The following is a 23,091-nucleotide window of genomic DNA, read 5'->3' on the forward strand; positions in this document are numbered from 1 at the left end:
GTAAACGTAAACGTAAAACGTAAAACGTAACGTACGTACGTACGTACGACGTACGACTCGCACGCNCGTCGTTTTTTATTCGTTAGGAGTCTCGCTCTCTTTGGAAGGAAAGAAGCTCTGAAGCACCCAAGCCTTTGCAGACGTGAACTTATCGGCAATGCCGCTGCTCATCTGGCGAAGTGACTGCTCATACGACCGCAGTTGAGCGCTGATTCGCTCTAACGGACCGCTTTGAGCCTGACTTGAAGGCGTGACGACCCGGTGGCAGGGCAGAAAAAGAGGCCACGGGTTTTGCCGCAGCGCCTTGACCACCGATGAGACGCTGCCGCTCAGGCCGCAGCTTTGAACGATCTCCTGCGGGGTAGCGGTCGCGCCGGGTTCCGGAAGGAGACGAATGATCGCCCCGTAGACTCGGCTGAAAAAAGGAGAGAGAGGCCGAGGCGTGCAGAGCGTCAGGTGCACGTCTTCGCCGTTCCAGACCGCGTTCCACGCATCGCTCAGCCAGTCGGGCACAAAATGGTTATTCTCTCGGGCCGTTGTCGCGCAAGTTGCCAGTACTCCGCGGTCGCACCATTCCATCCACCAATTCCCCAGCGGGCTTGACAGCACGACCGAACCGGAAGGCGCTAAAAGACAGTGTTCAATGCTCAATGTCATAGCTGGAGACCTCCGTGATTACCAATACAGGCGTGACAGGATCAGAACAGTCGCGATCACCGTAGAAATCATCGTGTGAATCTCGCTCGTCCCGATAACGTCAAACAACCAAGGCCCGCTGAGCTCCTGAAGGCTTGGCAGACGGGGAATAAACGCTTTGACTTTTTTGCAGTAAGCGTCGTATTGAGCCCCAAAGCGGGCTTTGAGGAAAAGTTCCTCGTGCGGGACGATCAGCAGGACGTACACGCCGACGAACGCCGCGAGGAAAACGACCACCGCCGCCCAGCCGGCCATCAGGGCCCAGCCGAGGCCCATGATGCCGTTGGCCACGTAGAGCGGGTTTCGGACGATGCTGTACGGTCCCCACGTGGTCAGCTGAACGGCCTTCACCTTTTCGCCCCGGTAAAGGCGAATGCAGCCGGCCCCCCAGATTCTGAGCAGCTGTCCCAAGACGACCAGAACGCCGCCGGTCCAAGCGCGGCAGACCGAAGGCTTGGCGAGCAGAAGAATCAGGACGAACAGAAGGGTCCAGATGGCCCCGCGGTACTGAAACGTTAGGGCTCTCAGCCGGGCCAGATCAGGCCGCGTCGTTTCGCTCGGACTCATCGCCGTCATCTCCTTCAATGAGCTTTTCGGCCTGTCCCCAGCCGATCAGCTTGATGGCCACAAGACAGCCGAGGAAAATCGAAATGTACTCGGTCATAAAACGCCAGAAGATTGCCGTAACGCCGGCAAGGTTCCAAGGGACGAGCAGCCCGAAGAGCGCCGCCCCGCCGCCTTCTGCCACGCCGCTAGCGCCGGGTGTGGGGATGAAGTACAGAATGAACATGAACATCGCCTGAGCTGAGATGGCCTGAATGTAGTTGACCGGCAGACCCAAGGCGCAGATGAGAATCGGTAGCACGGAAAAAATAGCCATCAGCTGCAGTACAGACAACAAAACCGCTCCGAAAAAGGAACGCCGTCCGGCGCCCAACATGAGCCGAATGTTCGAGCTGTAACTGTCCATCTCCTGCCCCAGCCGACGGTAGATCTTCAGCACCGGCAGGCGTTTCAGCCGCTTGAAGCGCCGAAGCCAGAGGGTAAACCGACCGATAAGCCGGCGCAGCGTTTCAGGGTGTACTACGCTGAAGATAAACACGGTCCAGACCACAACCGACAGCAGAAGGACGTAGATGAACACGCCGACCACAGCCTTGTGTCCGTGAAGCAGCTCCGGCGCCAAGAGTATCGCCGACGGGGCGGCAATGCTCAGGATAAACGTGGAAAGCAAGGTTCGAATCAGCGTGATCGCCACGCCGCTGCCGACAGGCACGCCGTCTCTTTTATAAAGGACGAACACCTGAAACGGGCCGCCGCCGACTTGCATCGGCGTTACCGCGCAGCCGAAATATAAAAGCCACGTCAGGAGCAGCCCCCGGCCGAACGTTATCTTGTAGCCCATCGAGCGGGCAACGAGGCAGAACCGCCCGGCGTCGCACCCCCAAGAGGCGAAGACGGCCAGCAGGGCAAACGAGACAATTCTCCAATCTGCCGACGAAATGACGTCAAGAGCCTTTTTGTCAAGGCTTGACCAGATAACGACCGCGCTGACTCCCATCGTGAGCAGCAGGAAGATGATCAGACCTCGCTTGAGACTCATCTGGCGTCCTCCCCGCCGGCATGGCCGCCGCAGCAGGACTCACAGCAGCAACAGCCGCCTTCGTGCTCGCACCCGCACTCGTCTTCGTCGTCGCTGAACTCCTCAGACGCTTTCAGGTCGTTGATCAGGTCGTCCGCGAACTGCTGGGTCGCCGATGAGAAAGTCTCCCAGTCGCCTCGGAACTCTTCGCTGGAAACGTCAGACGACAGACGGCTTTTTAGGTCTGCGGCGAGTGAAAGGACCTTTTCGTACTCGTCGGTATCGACGTCGCATTCCGGGTAGGTCTGAACGACCATCTCGAGCGCTTGGCGGGCAAACTCCAAGCACTCAGCCATCTCATTTTCTGAGGAGACTCCGACGCTCTGCTTCTCCGTTTGAACGTTTAAGTCTTTTTTTAGCTCAGAGAGAACTGCGATCCCGACGCCGTACTCGGACGCCGTGGTCACGTCGACGTCAATATCGTCTGGAACCGTCAAAAGGTCCTCTTCGCTCAGGGCTTCACCGTCTGAAATCATCTCTAAAATGACGCGGCCGTCCCATGCGAGTTCATCTCTTAAAGCCTGAAGAAGCTCGGCTCGGCTGAGAGGCGTGCCCTCGCTGGACCACTCGACGCCGTCGACAAAAAATCTCACGCGTTTTACCCCTTCCGTCATGGATTCGCCCTATTGTACCATTATTCAGTTCTTCAAGGAGAACAAGCGTCTGCAATTTACGGACGACCATTTATCGGAGCGTGATCTGCATGGACGATAAAGCCGATCGGGCCGGAGAACTGCCTGAAATCAGCCGGCGTATCAGGCGGCTGATTGGCCGCGCCATCTACCGGTTTGACTTGATTCACCCCGGCGACCGTATTGCCGTCGGGCTTTCTGGCGGCAAAGACAGCTCTCTTCTTCTCTACGCCTTGGCCTGTATGAAACGGTGGAGCCCCGTCAAATTTACGCTTCAGGCTCTGACAGTGGATATGACCGACGGCAACTGGGATACCCGGCCGATGGCCGCGCTGTGCGACATGCTCGATGTGCCCTACCAGGTCGTTACGTTTCCGGTTGTTAGCGCCATCGAAGGGCGGAACGAGCGATCGCCCTGCAGCTTCTGCGCCAACATTCGCCGGGGAATCCTGGACGGCACGGCGCGCCAGTTAGGCTGCAACTCGGTCGCTCTGGGCCATCATTTGGACGATACGGTTGAAACGGTTCTGATGAACCTCTTTCGGGGCGGAAGGTTTCGGGCGTATTTGCCCCGCCTGTATCAGGACCGAAGTCAAGTGTGGGTCATTCGGCCGTTAGTCTACTTGACGGAGCGGCAGGTTCGCCTTGAAAACGAGCGTCTTGGCCTGACCCGTTTTCACCTGTCCTACACCTGTCCTTTTTCTTCCGACACCGAGCGGGCGAGGACGAAAGAGTTAGTTCGGAAACTTGAGGAGACGTTCCCTTCGCTAAAGAGCAACGTCCAGCACGCTTTGGAAACTTTGACAGAGGACGACCTTTGGCGTCACGTGTGTCAACTTCGGCGGGATGACCTTGGAGAAACGGGCAACCAACTTCGGAAGAAATCGGTAGAAGGGCTTCAAGAGGGACTCTCTTGAGGTCCTTCTCCGCTTTTATGTTTCGTTCTGACTTTGAATTGGGGATGAAAGACGAGGACGAAACCGAAAGGTCAGGCGGCCAAGGCTCACTTTTGCATCAATACGTAAAAAGATGGCATTTGTTCCCAGAAGACTGTATAATACACACAAGTATGTTCGCGGGGGTTCTTTTTTTGTCGGCTCTTTGTGAATCGATGAACATATTGGAATATCAAATTAGGGGGATGCTGCATGTTTAAGATCTTGGAAAAAAAGGCGATCATGCACAACGAGTTTGATATCTGGATTGACGCTCCTCGCATTGCCAGAAACGGCCGTGCAGGACAGTTCTGCGTGCTCTGCCCGACGGAGACAGGCGAACGCATACCACTGACGATTGCGGATTACGACCGAGAGGGCGGGCGTATTCGGATGATTTTCCAAGTGGTCGGGAAGACGACGAACCAGCTGGCTCATCTCGAGGTCGGCGATTCGATTCATGATATCCTGGGCCCCCTCGGACGGCCCAGCGAAATTGAAAACTACGGCACTGTGCTGATGATCGGCGGCGGCGTGGGCATTGCTGCCCTATATCCGATCCTGAAGGCTTTGAAGGAAGCTGGAAACAAGACAATTACCATCCTCGGCGGACGCACTTCAAACCTCGTCATCATGAAGGACGAGTGCGCCAAGTACTCGGACGAGTTGCTGATCACCACTGACGACGGCTCCGAAGGGATCAAGGGCGTCGTGACGACCGCGATGGACATGCTGGCCCAGAGAGGAGAAAAGGTTGACTACTGCTGGGCGATCGGTCCGTCCATCATGATGAAGTTCGCCTCGATGAAGGCCAAAGAGCTGAATATTCCCTGCTGGGTGTCCCTGAACCCGATTATGATCGACGGTACTGGTATGTGCGGCGGCTGCCGGGTAACTGTCAACGGCGAGATCCGTTTCGCCTGCTGCGACGGCCCGGAGTTTGACGGCTGGGGTGTCAACTGGAACGAGTTTATGACGAGGCTTCGGCAATATAAGGACGAGGAAAAGATCTCGGCCGACAAATTTGCCGCTGAGGTAGGTGCTTAACATGGCTATCTCGCCGAAGAAAACTCCGATTTCAGAACAGGATCCCAAGGTCCGCGCGCATAACTTTAAAGAAGTCTGCTTGGGCTACACGCCAGAAGAAGCGATGCAGGAGGCGTCCCGCTGCCTGAACTGCAAAAACACTCCCTGTGTCAAGGGCTGCCCGGTCAGCATCAATATCCCCGGGTTTATCAAGCAGGTAAAAGAGAACAACTTCCAAGGCGCTTGGGAGATCCTTTCTAGCTCAACCGCTCTGCCGGCGGTCTGCGGTCGGGTTTGCCCGCAGGAGAACCAGTGCGAGGGTCCCTGCACCGTCGGAAAGATAAAGAACCGGGCAACCGGCGAACAGAATGACTCTGTGGCCATCGGCAAGCTCGAGCGTTTTGTGGCCGACTGGAAAGCAACTCAGCCGAAGGCTCCCGCGGCTCCGATTCCCTACAACGGCAAGGGAAAAGTCGCCGTCGTCGGTTCCGGCCCGTCCAGCCTGACGGTTGCCGGAGATCTGGTGAAGCTGGGCTACAAAGTCAAGATTTTTGAGGCCCTGCACAAGGCCGGCGGCGTTCTGATGTACGGTATTCCTGAATTCCGTCTTCCCAAGACGGTCGTTCAGCACGAGATCGGCGGTCTAAAAGAGTTGGGCGTCGAGATTGAGTGCAACGTGATCGTCGGCCGTACGATGACCATTGAGGAACTTCGCAAGGAGTACGACGCCGTCTATATCGCCACCGGCGCCGGCACGCCCAAGTTCGCCGGCGTCCCCGGCACCAACCTGAACGGCGTTTTCTCCGCCAGCGAGTACCTGACGCGGATTAACCTGATGCACGGCTACGAGTTCCCCAATTTTGACACTCCGACGAAGAAGTCGAAGAACGTGTTTGTCATCGGCGGCGGCAACGTGGCAATGGACGCGGCCAGAAGCGCTCTGCGCCTTGGCGCTGAGTCGGTGACGGTCGTGTACCGCCGCTCGCTGGAAGAGCTGCCGGCCCGTATCGAAGAGTACCATCACGCGGTTGAAGAGGGCGTGAAGTTTGAGTTCCTCACCGCCCCGATGGAGTACTTGGGGTACGAAGGCGACGACAAGAACAAGATGGGCACTCTGGTGGGCATCAAGTGCATTCGGATGGAACTCGGCGAGCCCGACGAGTCCGGGCGGCGCCGCCCGGTGGAAAAGCCCGGCAGCGAGTTCGTCCAGGAGTGCGACACGATCATCGAAGCCATCGGTCAGAGTTCAAACCGGGTGCTCCTTGACGCTTGGCCTGAGCTGAACACGACGAAACGCGGATATATCGTCGCGACCGAACCCGAAGGTGCTACGAGCGTCGAGGGCGTTTACGCCGGCGGCGATATCGTTACGGGCGCGGCCACGGTTATCCTCGCGATGGGCGCCGGCAAGGACGCGGCAAAGGCTATCGACGAGTACCTGACGAAAAAAGCCGAAGCTAAGAAGTAGCCTCTCCAACGCGCAGGACTATTATGAGCTGTCACGGGGAGACGAACTTTAAGGCAAATCCCGAAGGGCTGACCTGGGAAGCGTTCCGAGATCAGACAATTGATCTGGCCGCCGCCCGGGGCGATGAGAAGTTTAACGCTTACGTTAAAGGCGTGACGCCTCGAGCGTGGGAACACGTGCTGTCAGAGAACTTTTTCACCCCGAAGGCCGCGGAAGCCCGGCTGTGGAAGTTCTACCAGTCGGACGTGGTCGGTCAGAACTAGGGCGGAAGCGACACTAAAAAGAAGCCGGTCGGACAGATACCTGTCCGGCCGGCTTTTCGTTTCTTTTCCTAAATCAGGGCGGCTTTCAACTGTCGGATCTCCTGGGCGTAGCCGTCCAAGTCGTTGGGCGTCTCCAAATAGATGGGCAGGCGGCAGATTCTCGGGTCGTTCAGGAATTCGACGAGCTTTTCAAAGCCAAGGCTCCCCTCGCCCAGCTTGGCGTGCCTGTCTTTGCGGGAGGCAAACGGCGTGAGCGAGTCGTTGACATGCAGGGCCTTCAGCCGATCAAGCCCAATAAGGCGGTCGAACTCGTCGAGAAGGGCCGTCGGGGCGTTCTTTAAGTCGTAGCCGGCCGAATAGATGTGGCAGGTATCGAGGCACACGCCAAGCCGAGCTGAGTTCGAGACCCGACGCAGTATTTCCCCTAGCTCCTGAAAGGAGGAGCCGACTTCCGTCCCCTTTCCGGACATGGTTTCAAGCAGGACGTCCGTACTGGTCACCTTGGGAAGTACCTCGTCCAGCAGAGAGACGATCATGCTGAGCGCTTCTGAGGTTCCCTGTCCGACGTGGCAGCCGGGATGAAAGTTGTACAGGTTGTCGGGAAAGAACTCGTCCATGATGGACAGGTCGCGGGCCATAACTGACCGGGCAAATTCCCGAACGCTTTCCTTATCCGAGCACGGGTTCAGCGTGTAGGGCGCGTGGCACAGGATTGGCCCATTTGAGCCGAGCCACGTTCTCAGCTCTGCGGCGTCCCGAGCGGAAATCGTTTTGCTTCGGCTTCCTCTGGGATTAGTCATGAAGAACTGAAAGCACGTCCCGCCGATCGACTCAGCAGCCCGCGCCATGGCGGCGTACCCATTGGCAACCGATAGGTGGCATCCTATTGGACGGCTTGTCATCCAAAATCTCCTTTCGGTGAGAAAAATGAAAACCACCCGGAAAGTCCTCTTCCGGGTGGTCAGTCACGTCATTAAAAGGGTTACTTGCCGGCAGGCGGGTTGACCGTCACCTTGGGCAGTTCCGGGAACTTGGGAGTGTAAGAATCGACGATTTTAAGGATGTCAGGTGTGATGCTAACGGTGTTGGAGAACGCCAAGACGAGCCGGGAGCTGAGAACAATGTCGTATTTGCTGGAGTTCTTCTTATACCACTGGTTCACAGCGGCACTCAGCTGTTGAGAGAGAACGCTGTTTACCGCGGCACGCTCGCGGTCCATCTGCTGGTTCAGCGTGTACTCGGCCTGGGCGAGGACTTTTTTAGCCTCGTCGGTCTGCTCCTTGCCCTTGTACATTTCGGCCAGCTTGTCGTAAGCGCCCTGCAGGATCTTCTGAGCTTCAACCAAGTGGGCCTGTCCAGCTTTAGCTGCTTTCGATTCAGAGAAAATCTTGTCGACGTTGACAACAGCTACAGGACCAGCCACGGCAGCAGATGCAAGACATACAGCCGACAAAGCAGCAACGACGAGCGCAAGGCACTTTTTCATTGAGAAATGACCTCCTTAATTTAGAAGCATGACTGCACGATTATACCACGTTCAGTGTTAAGTACTCATTTTCAAATAAGCGCCGATAAAGGTGTTCAAGATTTTATTCCTTGAAGAGTTCCTTCTCAATTGCCGAAATTATTTCTCTTGCCGCAGCGGTCGGCGTCATGGAGCCGTCTGCCACGCCGCTGTTGACTCGCGACCGGGCGGTGACGATCACAGGGTTGCGCTCGATGACGTCGTGAAGGAACTCGTCCACCATCGTGCTGACCCAATCGATGTTCTGCTCGCGACGTCGGCGCTCGAAAACGCCCGACGCCGTGACGTTCTCCTTGAACTGGCAGATCACGTCCCACATCTCGGGAACCCCTTCGCCGGTGACAGACGAACAGACGTAGGCCCGGCTGTGCCAGCCTTCGGTGGCAGGGCGAAGGTAGTGCAGCATCTGGTCGAAGTCAGCCCGGGCGACGAGCGCTTTCGGCCGGTTATCCCCGTCTGCTTTGTTGACGAGAATCGAGTCGGCCAGCTCCATAATGCCTTTTTTGATACCCTGCAGGTCATCCCCCGCGCCGGTGATGGCGACCATGAGGAAATAGTCCACCATGCCGCGGACGGTCGTCTCGCTCTGTCCTACGCCGACCGTTTCAACAAGAATGACGTCATATCCGGCCGCCTCGCACAGCAACATCGTTTCCCGGCTCTTACGAGTGACGCCGCCAAGAGTTCCGCCTGATGGGGACGGGCGAATAAAGGCGTTCGGTTCCCTTGAAAGCTGCTCCATTCGCGTTTTATCGCCGAGGATTGAGCCCTTGGAAATCGAGCTCGACGGGTCAACAGCCAACACGGCGACCTTATGCCCCAACCTGCACAGGTGCGTTCCCAGCGCCTCAATGAAGGTGCTTTTGCCGGCACCCGGAACGCCTGTGATGCCGACTCGAATTGACTGGCCGGTATGAGGCAAAATAGACGAAACGATTTGCTGTCCCAGCTCGAAGTGCTTAGGAGCGTTGCTCTCGATGACTGTAATGGCTTTTGAGAGAATCATCCGGTTGCCGGCTAAAATGCCCGCCACGTAGTCCTCAGCCGTGAACCGGCGGCGCTGCGGACGGCTGGCGTCGGGCAATGCCGCGCCTTCGTCCGCGACGCCGGTCATAACTCGTCCCGCGTAAGCGCCGTCAGCCCCTTCAGGCTGCCACTCGGGACGGTACAGGTCGTACGTTTCGGCCATTCCTGCTAGTTCACTTCGACTTCCGACAGCTCAAGACGCTTGTTCAGGATCTCGAGCATCTGCTTGGCTGCGGCAGGAATGACGGTTCCGGGGCCGAAGATAGCCGCCGCGCCGTGATCGTACAGGAACTGGTAATCCTGAGCTGGGATAACGCCGCCGGCAACGACCATGATGTCACCCCGGCCGCGCTTTTTCAGCTCTTCAACCAGCTGGGGAAGCAGGGTCTTGTGACCTGCCGCCAGACTGCTCATGCCGATGATGTGAACGTCGTTGTCCACCGCGTCTTGAGCCGCCTCTGCCGGCGTCTGGAAGAGCGGCCCCACGTCCACGTCGAAGCCCATGTCGGCGTAGGCGGTCGCCACAACCTTGGCGCCCCTGTCGTGGCCGTCCTGCCCCATTTTGGCCACCATGATACGGGGACGTCGGCCTTCCCTGGCTTCGAACTCGTCGGTCATATGGCGCACTTCTTCCATGATTTCGTTGTCGCCGAACTCAGTGCTGTAGATGCCCGAGATTGAACGAATGACAGCCTTGTGGCGGCCGCATACCTTCTCGATAGCGGCTGAGATTTCGCCCAGCGACGCCCGCGCCCGCGCGGCTTCGACGGACAGTTCAAGCAGGTTTCCATCGCCGGTTTCCATTGACTTCGTGATGGCGTTCAGCCATTTGTCGACGTCCTCTTGGTTCCGGTTCGCCCGCAGCTTTTCGAGACGGGCAATCTGGGCCTGGCGTACCGCCGTGTTGTCCACGTCCAAAATGTCCAGAGGGTCTTCCTTTTCCAGCTGGTAGGCGTTGATGCCGACAATTTTTTCCTTGCCCGAATCGATGTGAGCCTGCCGTCTGGCCGCCGCTTCTTCAATGCGCATCTTCGGAAGCCCGGTGTCGATAGCCTTTGCCATGCCGCCCAAGGACTCGACTTCCTGAATGTGTCCCCAAGCGCGGCGAATGAGCTCATTGGTGAGCGACTCGACGTAGTAGGAGCCAGCCCACGAATCGATGACCTGACAGACGTTCGTCTCGTCCTGAATGTACAGCTGGGTGTTTCGGGCAATTCGGGCTGAGAAGTCGGTCGGCAGGGCAATTGCCTCGTCAAGGGCGTTGGTGTGCAGCGACTGGGTGTGTCCCAGCGCGGCGCCCATGGCCTCGACGCAGGTTCGGGTCACGTTGTTGAACGGGTCCTGTGCCGTCAGACTCCAGCCGGAGGTCTGACTGTGAGTCCGCAGGGCCATCGACTTGGTATTCTTGGCGTCGAAGCTCTTGACGATTTTCGCCCAGAGCATTCGGGCAGCACGCATTTTAGCGACTTCCATAAAGTAGTTCTTGCCGATTGCCCAGAAGAACGAAAGCCGGGAGGCGAAGTCGTCGACCTGCAGTCCCGCCTTGATTCCCGTGCGGATGTACTCCAGCCCGTCAGCCAGGGTGTAGCCCATTTCGATGTCGGCGGTGGCGCCTGCCTCCTGCATGTGATAGCCCGAGATGGAAATGCTGTTGAACTTGGGCATGTTGTGCGACGTGTAGGCGAAAATGTCGCCGATGATCCGCATCGAAGGCGCCGGCGGGTAAATGTAGGTGTTGCGAACCATAAATTCTTTCAGGATATCGTTCTGGATCGTGCCAGACAGGATGCTCTTGTCAACGCCCTGCTCCTCAGCGGCCACGATGTAGAACGCCATGACCGGCAGAACGGCCCCGTTCATGGTCATTGACACGGACATTTGGCCGAGCGGAATGCCCGAGAACAGTATCTCCATGTCGAGAATGGAGTCGACTGCCACGCCGGCTTTACCGACGTCACCGACGACCCGCGGGTGATCCGAGTCGTATCCTCGGTGGGTTGCCAGGTCGAACGCGATGGAAAGACCCTTCTGACCGGCGGCGAGGTTGCGCCGGTAGAACGCGTTGCTCTCCTCGGCGGTGGAAAATCCGGCGTACTGGCGAACGGTCCAAGGCCGAATCACGTACATCGTGGCGTACGGGCCTCTGAGGAACGGCGGCAGCCCGGCGACATAGCCTAAATGACGGCAGGAGGCGATGTCCTCCGCGTTATACAGGGGCTGAACGTCGATCTGCTCCATCATGCGGACGCACAGCTCTTCGACGGAATGGCCAGTTTCGGCCTGAACGCGCTTTTTCCACTCGCTGTAGCTCTCAGAGCGCGACGCGCCGCATGCCTTCAAGGCGACGCCGCTGAAATCGACAGAACTCATCAGCAGATCCCCCTTTCCTTCTGGATGGCGGTCAGAATGCTGAGACAGTCTGCCTTGACGTGAATGAACTCGTCAACCCCCGCTTCGACGTAAGCGTCCTTCATCTCCGGGGCCGGAGCTCCGGCCAGGATGACCTTGACGTTCGGGTTGCCGGCCTTGATGGCACGCGCTGTCGGCGGGACAAGTTCGGGATACGTGGCGTCAGTCGAGCAGATGATGGCCACGTGGGCGCCGCTTTCGAGGGCCGCCGCTGCGGCTTCTTCCGGCGTGGCGAACCCGTCGTTGCCGATGACTTGGAAGTGAGCGACTTCCATGAACCCGCGGCTGAAGTCCGCTCGCGGTTTGTGCTGCGGGATAGGTCCCATGTTGCAGAGGAATACCTTGACGTTCTCGTTGCCGGCAGCGACCCAGTCCTCGGTGCGCTTTCTGAGCGCTTCAAACTGTTCGGTCCAGTGGTGGGCCGCTATAGGCTCGACGGAAAGGTCGTCGGCCCGACGCCATGTCCCAGCGATCTCGCCGAGGGTGGCACCGTTTTCTGCTGCCAGAACGGCGTTTTCGACGCTGACGTCGTCGGCCAGACGACGAAGGGATTCTTCTGCCGCTTGAGTGGGACGTGCTTTTTTGTGCTCGGCCACCGCTTGCCGGCGGGACGCCTTGAAGGCTTCAGGGTCAAAGGTCGACTTTTCGAGCGGCGTTTCGGCCATGTTGGCGTACATATTGATCCCAACGGCCCGGTCTTTTCGCGTCGAGAGAGCCTTGAACCGGGCGCGCAGCGTTTCGTTCACAGAGGACTGAACTGTCCCGTGCTTCAGCGACTCGAGGATCCCGCCTTCGGCTTCGACAGCTTGGAACAGGCTCCACGCCTTTTCGGCAACCTGAGAAGTCAGCTTTTCGACAAACCATGAGCCGCCGGCCGGGTCGACCGGCGTCGTCATGTTGAACTCGGTGCGGAACATGATCTGTTGGTTTCGGGCGATTCGGCGAGCCTGTTCCGTGCTTGGCCTGACGGTCCGATCAAACGGGTTGATCTGCAGCAGGTCAAGGCCGCCGACGATGCCGCTGAACGCCTGGGTCGTCGCCCGCAGAATGTTCACGTACGGGTCGTAGGTTGTGGCGGTAAAACTGGACGTGCTGGCCATGACCTGCGCCTTCTGGGCCTCGGCTCCGGCGCCGAAGGCCTCGCTTACCGTGGACCAGAGCACCCGAAGGGCCCGAAGCTTGGCGATCTCCATAAAGAAGTTGGCGCCCAGGGAGACGCGGAACCGAATTTGACCGCTGGCCTCGTCGGCGCTCAGACCACGGTCCATCAGGGCGCGGACGTAGAACGCAGCTGAGGCGATGGTCAGAGCCAGTTCCTGAACGGCCGACGCGCCTCCGTCGGCGTAAGGCGTGCCGCTGGCAATAACTGTCCGCAACTTTGGCGACGATTGGCACGCCGTGCGGGCTAGCTGGGCCATGTGGTCAAGCGCCGTTTCAAGCGGCTCGTCCAAACGGCCCCATTGGGCCAACTCGCTCAGCGGATCTGCCCCGATGCAGCCGGACAGTTTCTCAATCTCCTGTCCGCGGTGGGCCATACAGGCCCGAAGCAGGGCGTAAAAAGGCAGGGCGTCGCAGCCGGCGTTGACGTGCAGCGGATACGCCGTTAGGTCGATCCCGTCGGTCAGCTGGTCCAGCTCGTCGGCGGTCGCTAAAGAGACGGCCCGTCCGCTTTGGTGAAGCGCCTCGTCAAAGCAGCGGCGAGTTCCTTCGTCCAGAGCGATATTGATCACGTCGGCGCCTTTTTTCAGCTCGTCGCAGAGCGCGCTGTGCGCGTCAGCGATGCCGGCATACTCGCAGGCTTGAGCGATTCCCCACGGGTGTTGCTCGTACCCGCCGGCAAAGCAGCCGCGAAGGTACGGCGCCTCTCCCGGCGCGCTGTCAAGGTTCTCCAACCCGTCGATGTCGTAGCCCCAGTACATGCCGTTCAGAACGATGCCCTCGTATGTCTTGGTGAACATCTTCTTCTCGAACGGCGCCCCCTTCAGTAGCTTCTCAACCGCCTCTTTCCACTCGTCAAACGTCGGCTTGGGAAACTCGTCGAAGGTGACGTCCGGCAAATGCTGGACGTCTGTGCTTTTTTCGTCGTTCGCCACTGTCGATCCTCTCCTCCCGATTACTGATGCTCCGTTCCCAATCTCATGCTCCGTCACGCGGGCCGGCTGTTCTTCGGGGCACTGACGCGGGCGCTTCAGCAGGCGCTCCGTGCCGTCGGCTTCGCCGGCCGCTTCTTTGCAGCAATCTATTTAAAGATTTTACACGGCTTCATTGACAAAATCTAGCCAAGAGAACCTTCCGTAAGGTTTCGTTTGTCGCCCCCAACCGGAAATGTTAGTCTAATCTGGTATTTTTTGTTGGAAGAGGGGGAAGCGTTATGCCATCGAATCATGACTGTCTGTCTCTTATTGGACCCATCGTCGATCGAATGTCCGGCGAACTGATAGAACTGAGTCATTCGATTCACGATCACCCTGAGCTGGGCCTTGAAGAGTACAAGGCCGCCGAATGGCTCACGTCGTTCATATCCCGTCACGGGTTTACGATCCAGCGTCCGTACATGGGCTTGGAGACGGCCTTTCGGGCAGTCTGCGGAACCGTTGGGAAGGGGCCGCAAATCGCCTTCTTAGCCGAGTACGACGCGCTGAAAGGTCTGGGACATGCCTGCGGCCACAATATCATCGCCGCGTCGTCGGCCGGCGCCGCAGCCGCTTTGGCCGAGGCTCTTCAAGGGCGCGAGGGCGCCGTGTATCTCTACGGCACCCCGGCCGAGGAGACGTTTGGGAGCAAGGTGCTCATGTCGGACCGCGGCGCGTTTGACGGAATCGACTGCGCGATGATGATGCACCCGTCTGCTGAGCTGAACATCGTCGGCCGCGGAGGCTTGGCGGCCGTTTCGCTTGACGTGGTATTTGAGGGCAAGCCGGCCCACTCCAGCAAGCCGGACGACGGGATCAACGCCCTGACTTCGGCAATCGGCCTGTTCAACGCGGTCAACGCCCAACTTCACCTGTGGCCGAACAAGAGCAAGATCAACGGCATCATCACCGAAGGGGGCCAGGCTTCAAACGTCATTCCTGACCGAGCCTGCTGCTCCTTTACCATGAGGGCGGAGCGAAAGGACCAAATCGTGCCAATGATCGAGGACTTCAAGCGGCTCGTCCAGGCCAGCGCTCTTCTGACCGGAGCGAAAAGCTCGGTGACAGTCGGCTCTGTGATGGCTGAGCGGCACTGCAACAGGGTGTTGGACGCGGCGTTCAAAAACGCCGTGGAGGCTTTGGGTGAACCGGTCGTTTGGGCCGACCCGAACGGCATGTTCGGCTCGTCGGATATCGGCAACGTTTCGTTGCTCGTCCCAGCCATTCACACGTATCTTTCGCTGGAAATTCCCGGCTGCGTCGGGCATACGCCGAAGTTCTGCCAGGCGGCCCGCTCCGAGCGGGGCGACAGAATAGCGGTTTTAGGCGCCAAGGCGCTGGCGATGACGGGCTGGCAGGTCGCGACCGACGGGGTGACCTTGCAGGCGGCCCGCCGGGAGTACGAGGAACAGGTGCTTCCCCATCGGTGCTAGTTCTCTTTCCGGCGGCGGCCAAAACACTTGCCGCATCCATGACAGCCGGTCGGACAGCGGCCTTTTCCGTGGCCGGCAAGAAGGCTCACGGCGATTGCCGGGACGGCAATCACGGCAAAAAACAGAATGGTTTTAAGCATGGCAGCACCTTCTTTAGGTTTTCCCGCGGGGGCCAGAGGGGGAATCTGCGGGACTAGGAGACATTTACATGAACAATTTCACGACTCGGGGGGAAAAGGGATGAGTCCAACTCAGGGGAAATTAGTTCGGCGAATTATCCGAATTGACGAGGAAAAATGTGACGGCTGCGGCCAGTGCGCTACGGCATGTCACGAGAACGCCATAGAAATTATTAACGGCAAGGCAAAACTGGTGAGCGACACGTACTGCGACGGTCTGGGCGACTGCCTTGGACAGTGCCCCAGAGGCGCCATATCTTTTGAGGAACGGGAGGCCGACGCCTACGACGCGGCCGCTGTGGCTCAGCGGGTCGCGTCCCGGACGGTCGGCGCCAAAACGCACCCCTGCACTGGTGGCTGTCCGGGGAGCGCGGCCCGACGGCTTTTTCAGCCATTGGGCGATGCACCTGCCGTACCTGCGGCGGTTCCTGCCCCTGCTTTGCAGCACGCTGGGCGACTTTCGACGTGGCCTGTTCAGCTTCGGCTCGTTCCGCCGGGAGCCCCGTTTTTGGCCGGGGCTAACTGGGTTCTTGCGGCTGACTGCGTCGCCTACGCTTACCGAGGATTTCACGACACATTCTTGGCTGACGGGACGGTCTGTCTGATCGGCTGCCCTAAATTGGACGACACTCAGGCGTACGAGACAAAGTTAGCCCAGATGATCACGGTCGCCCGACCGGCGTCGCTGACGGTAGCGCTGATGGAAGTCCCCTGCTGCAGCAGACTCGCCCTTCTGGCTGAGAAGGCGATTGAAGCTGCCAGAGTCTCGTTGGAATACCGTCGGGTGCAGTTGAGCCTGAGAGGAGACGTTTTGTCCGACCGGACGGTTGAATATCGTTTTGCCTGATCGGGTAAAGCTTGCCTTTTCCGCCGACTGCAGGCATAATATTAAATCTTGTCAAAAATTTTCCGTCATCGCACGATTGTTTTCTTGGAGGTTTTTCATTGAACGAACATCCGCTTTTTTCTGATTTTCCTCTGGCTGCTCCTCTGATTAAAGAGCTGGCGTCCAGAGGCTTTGACGAGCCGACGCCGGTTCAGCGCGGCGTGCTCGGACAGGACGACTGGGACAGGGATCTGGTCGTTCAGGCCCGTACCGGGTCGGGCAAGACTCTGGCGTTTTTGCTTCCGGTCCTGAGTGAGCTGGCGTCTCGCCTTTTTCCTGGCCGACAAACAGTGAAGGCACTGATCCTCTCGCCCACCCGGGAGCTGGCGCAGCAAATCGCTCAGGAAGCCGCGTCGTTCGGCCGGCTCGTGGGGATTGGAACTGCTGTTCTCGTGGGCGGCATGGACATGGACCGGCAAATATCCTCGCTGCGGAGCGGCGTCGCCTTGGCCGTCGGGACGCCGGGACGGGTTCTTGACCACGTGAAGCGCGGAACGCTTGACCTGTCTGAAATTGAAACGGTCGTGCTGGACGAGGGCGACACCATGCTGGACATGGGGTTCCGGGACGAGCTGGAGGCCATTCTTCAGGCCGCTTCGGCCCGGAAGAGAACGTGGCTTTTTTCGGCGACAATCCCGCAGGAAGTGACGGCGGTCTGCCGTCGTTTTACCACCAATCCGGTGTTTCTGTCGTTTGACGACGAGTCGTCTCAGCACTCGGATATCGTTCACAAGGCATACCTTGTCCCCAGCAGCCAGCGGTACGAAGGGCTGGTCAACGTTCTGCTGTGGGAACGGCCGTCCTTGTGCCTGATCTTTTGCCGCACGCGGAGCGATACCGCTGAAGTCACCGAGCGGCTTCAAAAAGAGGGGTTCCTCGCCATGCCTCTTCACGGCGACATGAGCCAGCGGGAGCGCAACACCGCGCTGTCCTCTTTTCGAAGCGGGCGAATCCCCGTCCTCGTGGCGACCAACGTGGCCGCCCGTGGCCTTGACGTCAGTGGAGTCAGCCACGTGATTCAGCTGGGCGTGCCTGAATCGCTCGAAACGTTCGTCCATCGTTCCGGGCGAACCGGCCGGGCCGGACATGAGGGAACCAACCTGTTGGTGCTCACGCCGGCCGAGTCAAGCCGATTCAAGTTTATGATGCGTTCCACCCAAATGAAAGTTCAGTGGCTTAAAGTTCCAGACTTTCAGGAAATTTCGGTTGTCCAGCGCTCGGTCCGCCAAGAAAAGCTCTTGGCCGTCGAGCCGTCAGAAGAGTTTTTCTCTTGGGCTCAGGAGCTGTTGGAAACGGCCGGAGAAGACCCGACCGCGCTGGTCGCTAAACTGTTGGCGAGCGTCACCCAAGACGAGCCCAAGGGTTATCGGCTGCGCGACAGCCTGCTTCAAGAGCTGGAACGCCGCTCTGCCAGACGGGAGGCCAGAGAGATGCCTTCGGGCCGTGCCGGGTTCAGGCGGCCGTCCGAAGAGCAGAAAAAAGACCGCTATCCTGGAAGCGGTGTGTCGATTCGTATCGCCAAAGGCCGCCGAGACGACGACTGGTCGGTCGGCCGAATCCTCGGCGCGCTGTGCGGCGCCCTCGGCGTTGACCGAACGGAAATCGGCAACATCAAGATGAGAGAAACTTACACGGAAGTTCAGCTCGGCCCGAAGGCCCTGTCTCAGCTCAACAGCGGCGGGAGGCTGCGCCTAGCCGACAAGGGGCTTCTTTCGGGAGAGGGCGGACAAAATTTTGTGCCCCGGCTGGGCTCAGCTCCGCGCCGCCGCCGGTTTGACCCGTCGGGCCGAAAGATCGACGACGGGTTCACCAAGGCTTCTCAGAAAAAATAGCTCAATGAAGTTGCCGCAGGGACTCCTGCGGCAACTTTTTTATTTCAAGCCCAGTTCGCTTTTGATTTCCTCTTCGTGCCAGCCAAACTGAAGCGACAGCAGCGCCTCTTCAAATTGTCTGTTCCAGCGTGCTGGCGCCCGCAGCGTTCCGACGATGCCGTTGGGCGTTTCTTCGACTCGGTCAGAAAGGGGCGCAAGAGTTTCGGCGACTTGGCGGGCCGATAGTTCCGAGTCTCTGAGCGTTTCTAGACGCAGCTTCGCCGGCCGTCCGTCGGGAAGACTGGGGGGCCGCGGCGGCCCGGACCTTCTCCAGCGGCCAGACAATCGGTCCAGCGCTGTGTCAAACTGGACAGCCCAGCACGGCGTTTCGCCGAGCGTGAACGTCGTCAGCAGGCAGCCGCCGGTCCCGCTCGTTATCTTTGACAGGAAATTCCATGGCACAGGTAGCGGGCGGCAGGTTGACGGAAGCTCTTGAAGCCACGGCGCGGCGACGGGATACAGCGGCAGAACCCCGCGAAGCGACAGAAGCGTTTGGGAAAAAACGGGATCGGTATGCCAGTGCGGCGCAAACCACTCCGGTCTGTTTGAGACCGCGAGGACGACGACGGCAGCCCGGGTTCCGCCGCCGATAAGCTCTGCAAGCTCGGTGAGGTGTTTCGTCGCCCGCTGGGACGGAGCGTCGGGAAAATACGCGCCCCGTCCGGCAAAAAGTGAACAGCACTTGACCTCAAGGAAGGTCTTTACGCCGTTCCGTTCCAGCAGAAAGTCGAATCGGCTGTTGCCGTACCGCACTTCCCGGCCGGCAACTTTCCAGCCGACGAACGGCTGAATCGCGCCGTTCGCCAGCAGGGACGCGACGGCGTCGTTCGCTCGGCTGGTATGAAGCGGCACGAATTCGCCGTTGGACTCTACGGCTTGGACAGTCGCTTCCGTCGCGCCGCCCTCACGGGGAGAAATTTTCAGCGGTACCCCAGGAAAAAGGAGTTCGGACAGCCGGCCGGGATTGGGAAGATGACACCGAACCGTGCGGCCTTCATGCTGGGCAAGCACGACGAATCGGTTCGGCCGGTCAATGAAAAGGGCGTCGTCGAAGGGACGCGGATCGTTTCCACTCTGTAATGACATGGCTGACCTTCTTTCACGTTAATAAACAGTTCTAGTATTAGTGGACAGTGTTAATTCAGAGGCAATGTTTTTAATATTTTGTTGACCGAGACTTCACCTCGTGATAATCTGACGCTGTCGGCATAACGGCTGATATGGGTGCAAAATTGTTCGGCTTATTTCGACATTTGAAGGGGGTTTTTTTGATGTCTCACTGCTCTGAAACGGTCACGATTGACGGGCACAGCCTGACGCTTCATGATATCGCAAGCGTCGCTCGGCGTGGTGCCAAGGTTCTTGTCGCTCCTGAAGCTCTCAAGAAAGTTCAGGTTGCGTCGGATCTCATCAGTAAGTGGCTTGATTCTAACAGGGTAATTTACGGTGTGACCACTGGATTTGGCGATTTGTCAAACGTTTCGGTTGACCGGGAGCGCACCAGCCTTCTTCAGGAGAACCTTATCCGAAGTCACGCGGTGGGCGTCGGCGAGCCGCTGCCTGTCGAGGTCGTCCGGGCGATTATGCTGCTACGCCTCAACGGGCTCGTCTGCGGCAACTCGGGCATTACTCCCGCGACGCTCGCTCAGATGGTAAACTTTTTGAACATGGGACTGATTCCCTACGTGCCCCAGCAGGGGTCAGTCGGCGCCTCCGGCGACCTGTGCCCGCTGAGCCACATTGCCGTCACCATGCTTGGCGAAGGGCACGTGTTCTACAAAGGAAACTTGGTGCCGAGCCTCGAGGCCATGCACGATGCTGGCCTTTCGCCGATTCACCTTCAGCCGAAAGAAGGCTTGGCGCTCAACAACGGCACCGCGGCTCTGACCGGGCTCGGCTCGCTGGCGCTGATCGACGCGCTTCAGCTGGCGAAGACGGCCGACGTGATCGGTGCCCTGTCGCTGGAAGCGCTACACGGTGTGCCCTACGCGTTTGACAGCCGAACTCACGCGCTTCGGCCCCATGACGGCCAAGTTCGGGTGGCGTCAAACGTCCGCCGGCTCATCGAGGGCAGCCAGATCATTGAAAAGTTCAAAGGCACGCGCGTTCAGGACGCCTACTCGCTGCGCTGTATGCCTCAGGTTCACGGCGCGAGCCGGGACGCCTTGGAATACGTCCGGTCAAAAATCGAGCTGGAGATCAACGCGGTCACCGATAACCCGCTGATTTTCCCAGAGAGCGAGGACGTCCTTTCCGGCGGCAACTTCCACGGTCAGCCGATCGCCCTGCCGATGGACTTCTTCGGCATTGCCGTTTCCGAATTGGCCAGCATTTCCGAGCGCCGCAGCGCCCGTATGGTGGATCACCACCTGTCCAACGGCCTGCCGCCGTTCATCATCAAGGATTCGGGAGTCAACTCCGGGTTCATGATCACCCAGTACACACAGGCGGCGGTCGTCTCGGAGAACAAGACGTTGGCTCACCCGGCGTCGGTGGACTCTATTCCCACGTCAGCTAATCAGGAGGACCACGTGTCCATGGGATACTGGGCGTCCTTGAAGGCGACGAGGATTCTCCGCAACGCCGAAAAGGTGCTGGGCATCGAGGCCCTGTCCGCCGCCCAGGCGCTGGACTTCTCCGCTCCGCTCAAGGCCGGCAAGGGGACTCAGGCAGCCTACGCGGCAATTCGTGAGGTCATTCCGTTCGTTGAAAAAGACCAGTACCTTCACCCGCTAGTTGAAAGCGCCGTCGATCTGGTACGGAACGGCCGTATTTTGAGCGCGGCTCAGGGCGCGGTGGGAGATCTCGACTGACGGTTATTTCCGTTTTCTCATGAGAGAAACGGGCCTGAACGGTTCTCCGCTCGTGCAAAAAACGAAAAGGAGGCTCTGGACATGGATATGTTGATGAACCCCGTAGTGCTATCAGTGTTGGTAATGATCATCTTGTGCCTGCTCAAGCTGAACATTATCTTGGCGCTGCTGATTTCCGCCGTTGTCGCCGGCGTCTCGGCCGGCATGCCGCTGGCCGGCGATGGAAGCGTCATGCAGGTGCTGATCGACAACATGGGCGGTCAGTCGGAAACGGCTCTCAGCTACGTCCTGCTGGGCTGCTTGGCCATGGCGCTCAGTCAGACCGGCATCACGTCGGTGCTGTGCGACAAGCTGAAGAAGATCGTCAAAGGACGCCGGTTCTTCCTTCTGCTTCTGCTGGCCGTCTGCTCCTGCCTTTCCCAGAACCTGATTCCGATTCACATCGCGTTTATCCCCATCCTGATCCCGCCGATGCTCTCGCTCTTTAACGAGCTGAAAATCGACCGCCGGGCTGTCGCCTGCGCTCTGACCTTCGGGTTAAAGGCCCCGTACATCGCAATCCCCGCCGGATTCGGCTTGATCTTCCATGGGATTCTGTCGACTGAAATGGCAAAGAGCGGCATTCACATTGCTAAGACAGACGTGTGGCATTACACTTGGATGCTCGGCCTTTCGATGGTGTTCGGTCTGCTGATCGCTATTTTCATCTCCTACAGCCGTAAAAGAGAATACGAGGATCGGCCGCTTCAGGGGCTTGAAGATGTCGGCAATCGGACGGAGTTCAGCCCCAAGGACCTGATCACCCTTGTGGCTTTGGTCATCGCCGTATACGTTCAGCTTCATTACGATTCGATGCCGTTGGGCGTTCTGGCCGCTCTGGTGCTGATGTTCCTGTTCGGCGCGCTTCGCTGGGGCAACATCGAGAAGGCTATGACCGGCGGGCTGGGCATCATGGGAATGATCGCCATCATCATGCTGGTCGCCTCCGGTTACGGCGGCGTGATCCGCGCCACGAACGCGGTAGATCATCTGGTCAACGGCGTGGTCGCGATGGTCGGCGGAAGCCAGTTCTACGGCGCCCTGCTGATGCTCCTCGTCGGGCTGCTGGTTACCATGGGCATTGGAACGTCCTTTGGCACCATTCCGGTCGTCGCAGCGATTTATTGCCCGCTGGGTCTGAAGCTCGGCTTCTCTCCCGCTTCCGTTTGCTGCCTGCTGGCTGCTGCAGCCGCTCTGGGCGATGCCGGGTCTCCGGCGTCCGACTCCACCCTCGGGCCTACCAGCGGTCTGAACTTCGACGGACAGCACGACCATATTTGGGACACCTGCGTTCCCACGTTCCTTCACTACAACCTGACACTGATCGTCGGCGGCATGGTCTGCGCCCTAATGATTTTCCATTAAACCTCGTTTTATTCGGCGTCCGGGCAAACGTCCGGACGCTTTTTTGTTTAATTGGGGAAAAAATTCTCGTGACTTCTGTCCAAGCGTGTATAATATGGAACCGTGTTGGCCGGCCAATTCGGCCGCGGCGGCGAAAAACCTGAAGGAGATACGCTATGAAAGAATCCCATTCCGTTTCAAAAGTTCTGAGCGACGCTCTGGTGTTCGCCAAGCGGTTCGTCACGAAGCCTCGCCAGATCGGGAGCATTACCCCGAGTTCGCGTTTTTTGACCAGCGCGATGCTTGAACGGGTCCAATGGCCGTCTGTGAGGTCCGTGGCAGAACTTGGAGCCGGAACAGGCGTATTCACCCGGGAGATCGTCAAGCGCTTACCAGCCGGCGCGTCCCTGCTGGTGTTTGAGCTTGACCCGGCTCTGCGCGGGCGAATCGAAAAAGAGCTTGGCATCAAGTGCCATTCTGACGCCTCAGACCTTCCTGAACTCGCGGGAGAGAACTCGATCGACGTGGTCATTTCGAGTCTGCCATGGACCGTTCTGCCGCCGCGGGTCACGGCGAAAATCATCGACGGCGTGCTGAGCTGTCTGAAGCCGGAAGGTCAATTTTTAGCGTACCAGTACTCCCGGCAGATGATGCCGGCGTTCAGGCGGCGTTTTGAATCGGTCAACGTGAAATTCGTGATGCGCAACATCCCTCCGGCGTTTGTGTATGATTGCCGGGGCAAAGAAAAATAAAGAAAGCCGCGCAGGGGTTT

General features: G+C 58.7%; 21 protein-coding genes. 10 read left to right on the forward strand and 11 right to left on the reverse strand.

Annotation, left to right across the window (positions count from 1 at the left end; genetic code table 11):
* Positions 1–75 precede the first annotated feature (75 nt).
* Genes HMPREF1249_RS00870 through HMPREF1249_RS00885 form a run of 4 tightly spaced genes read right to left on the reverse strand, consistent with a single transcriptional unit; the run spans position 76 to position 2,931 of the window.
* Positions 76–657, reverse strand: a complete 582-nt coding sequence (locus HMPREF1249_RS00870) for an MGMT family protein (protein ID WP_008522829.1) — start codon at positions 655–657, stop codon at positions 76–78.
* Between the two features lie 18 nt (positions 658–675).
* Positions 676–1,263 (reverse strand): methyltransferase family protein, encoded by a 588-nt coding sequence (locus HMPREF1249_RS00875; protein ID WP_021775665.1) that lies wholly within the window; start codon positions 1,261–1,263, stop codon positions 676–678.
* The gene (locus HMPREF1249_RS00880; protein ID WP_008521077.1) at positions 1,235–2,299 is read right to left on the reverse strand and encodes a lysylphosphatidylglycerol synthase transmembrane domain-containing protein; all 1,065 of its coding nucleotides are present in this window, start codon (positions 2,297–2,299) and stop codon (positions 1,235–1,237) included. The genes HMPREF1249_RS00875 and HMPREF1249_RS00880 overlap by 29 nt, the downstream gene beginning before the upstream one ends.
* Positions 2,296–2,931: a hypothetical protein gene (locus HMPREF1249_RS00885; RefSeq protein ID WP_231286734.1), complete on the reverse strand. Its 636-nt coding sequence runs from the start codon at positions 2,929–2,931 to the stop codon at positions 2,296–2,298. The genes HMPREF1249_RS00880 and HMPREF1249_RS00885 overlap by 4 nt, the downstream gene beginning before the upstream one ends.
* Before the next feature lie 110 nt (positions 2,932–3,041).
* Between HMPREF1249_RS00885 and HMPREF1249_RS00890 the strand changes: the two genes are divergently transcribed.
* The 4 genes from HMPREF1249_RS00890 (at position 3,042) to HMPREF1249_RS00910 (ending at position 6,662) form a co-directional block, all read left to right on the forward strand.
* Positions 3,042–3,887, forward strand: a complete 846-nt coding sequence (locus HMPREF1249_RS00890) for a tRNA 2-thiocytidine biosynthesis TtcA family protein (RefSeq protein ID WP_008521080.1) — start codon at positions 3,042–3,044, stop codon at positions 3,885–3,887.
* A 231-nt stretch (positions 3,888–4,118) separates the two neighbouring features.
* Positions 4,119–4,952 (forward strand): sulfide/dihydroorotate dehydrogenase-like FAD/NAD-binding protein, encoded by an 834-nt coding sequence (locus HMPREF1249_RS00900; RefSeq protein WP_008521083.1) that lies wholly within the window; start codon positions 4,119–4,121, stop codon positions 4,950–4,952.
* Position 4,953: 1 nt separating this feature from the next.
* Entirely contained in the window at positions 4,954–6,399 is a 1,446-nt protein-coding gene (gene gltA / locus HMPREF1249_RS00905) for an NADPH-dependent glutamate synthase (protein WP_008521085.1), read from the forward strand.
* A gap of 23 nt (positions 6,400–6,422) precedes the next feature.
* Positions 6,423–6,662 (forward strand): hypothetical protein, encoded by a 240-nt coding sequence (locus HMPREF1249_RS00910; RefSeq protein ID WP_008521087.1) that lies wholly within the window; start codon positions 6,423–6,425, stop codon positions 6,660–6,662.
* A gap of 68 nt (positions 6,663–6,730) precedes the next feature.
* Here HMPREF1249_RS00910 and HMPREF1249_RS00915 read toward each other — a convergent pair whose 3' ends face one another.
* The 5 genes from HMPREF1249_RS00915 to HMPREF1249_RS00935 form a co-directional block, all read right to left on the reverse strand.
* Positions 6,731–7,564 (reverse strand): deoxyribonuclease IV, encoded by an 834-nt coding sequence (locus tag HMPREF1249_RS00915; protein WP_008522833.1) that lies wholly within the window; start codon positions 7,562–7,564, stop codon positions 6,731–6,733.
* A gap of 80 nt (positions 7,565–7,644) precedes the next feature.
* Positions 7,645–8,148 (reverse strand): OmpH family outer membrane protein, encoded by a 504-nt coding sequence (locus HMPREF1249_RS00920; protein ID WP_008522835.1) that lies wholly within the window; start codon positions 8,146–8,148, stop codon positions 7,645–7,647.
* A gap of 103 nt (positions 8,149–8,251) precedes the next feature.
* On the reverse strand, positions 8,252–9,376 hold the full coding sequence (meaB, locus tag HMPREF1249_RS00925) for a methylmalonyl Co-A mutase-associated GTPase MeaB (protein WP_008521093.1): 1,125 nt from the start codon (positions 9,374–9,376) through the stop codon (positions 8,252–8,254).
* A 5-nt stretch (positions 9,377–9,381) separates the two neighbouring features.
* Positions 9,382–11,583 (reverse strand): methylmalonyl-CoA mutase, encoded by a 2,202-nt coding sequence (scpA, locus tag HMPREF1249_RS00930; RefSeq protein WP_021775671.1) that lies wholly within the window; start codon positions 11,581–11,583, stop codon positions 9,382–9,384.
* Entirely contained in the window at positions 11,583–13,715 is a 2,133-nt protein-coding gene (locus HMPREF1249_RS00935; protein ID WP_021775669.1) for a methylmalonyl-CoA mutase family protein, read from the reverse strand. The genes scpA and HMPREF1249_RS00935 overlap by 1 nt, the downstream gene beginning before the upstream one ends.
* Before the next feature lie 278 nt (positions 13,716–13,993).
* On the opposite strand from HMPREF1249_RS00935, the gene HMPREF1249_RS00940 reads away from it, so the two are divergent.
* Positions 13,994–15,187, forward strand: coding sequence for a M20 family metallopeptidase (locus tag HMPREF1249_RS00940; protein ID WP_021775666.1), 1,194 nt, complete (start codon positions 13,994–13,996; stop codon positions 15,185–15,187).
* Here HMPREF1249_RS00940 and HMPREF1249_RS07960 read toward each other — a convergent pair.
* Complete coding sequence (locus HMPREF1249_RS07960; protein WP_021775673.1) at positions 15,184–15,327, reverse strand: hypothetical protein; 144 nt, start codon at positions 15,325–15,327, stop codon at positions 15,184–15,186. The two genes, HMPREF1249_RS00940 and HMPREF1249_RS07960, sit on opposite strands and share 4 nt — an antisense overlap.
* A gap of 100 nt (positions 15,328–15,427) precedes the next feature.
* Here HMPREF1249_RS07960 and HMPREF1249_RS00945 point away from each other — a divergent pair, with 100 nt between their 5' ends.
* Both HMPREF1249_RS00945 and HMPREF1249_RS00950 read left to right on the forward strand, forming a co-directional pair.
* On the forward strand, positions 15,428–16,213 hold the full coding sequence (locus tag HMPREF1249_RS00945) for an ATP-binding protein (RefSeq protein ID WP_021775674.1): 786 nt from the start codon (positions 15,428–15,430) through the stop codon (positions 16,211–16,213).
* Positions 16,214–16,311: 98 nt separating this feature from the next.
* On the forward strand, positions 16,312–18,084 hold the full coding sequence (locus HMPREF1249_RS00950; RefSeq protein ID WP_021775667.1) for a DEAD/DEAH box helicase: 1,773 nt from the start codon (positions 16,312–16,314) through the stop codon (positions 18,082–18,084).
* A gap of 39 nt (positions 18,085–18,123) precedes the next feature.
* Here HMPREF1249_RS00950 and sfsA read toward each other — a convergent pair whose 3' ends face one another.
* On the reverse strand, positions 18,124–19,209 hold the full coding sequence (gene sfsA, locus HMPREF1249_RS07770) for a DNA/RNA nuclease SfsA (RefSeq protein WP_021775668.1): 1,086 nt from the start codon (positions 19,207–19,209) through the stop codon (positions 18,124–18,126).
* 185 nt (positions 19,210–19,394) lie between these two features.
* Between sfsA and hutH the strand changes: the two genes are divergently transcribed.
* The 3 genes from hutH (at position 19,395) to HMPREF1249_RS00970 (ending at position 23,071) form a co-directional block, all read left to right on the forward strand.
* Positions 19,395–20,936, forward strand: a complete 1,542-nt coding sequence (gene hutH, locus HMPREF1249_RS00960) for a histidine ammonia-lyase (RefSeq protein WP_021775675.1) — start codon at positions 19,395–19,397, stop codon at positions 20,934–20,936.
* 81 nt (positions 20,937–21,017) lie between these two features.
* Entirely contained in the window at positions 21,018–22,340 is a 1,323-nt protein-coding gene (locus tag HMPREF1249_RS00965; protein ID WP_008521111.1) for a Na+/H+ antiporter family protein, read from the forward strand.
* Between the two features lie 155 nt (positions 22,341–22,495).
* Positions 22,496–23,071 (forward strand): class I SAM-dependent methyltransferase, encoded by a 576-nt coding sequence (locus HMPREF1249_RS00970; protein ID WP_008521112.1) that lies wholly within the window; start codon positions 22,496–22,498, stop codon positions 23,069–23,071.
* The last annotated feature ends 20 nt before the right edge of the window (positions 23,072–23,091 follow it).

The organism is Jonquetella sp. BV3C21, assembly GCF_000468895.1.
Taxonomy (GTDB): Bacteria; Synergistota; Synergistia; order Synergistales; family Dethiosulfovibrionaceae; genus Jonquetella; species Jonquetella anthropi.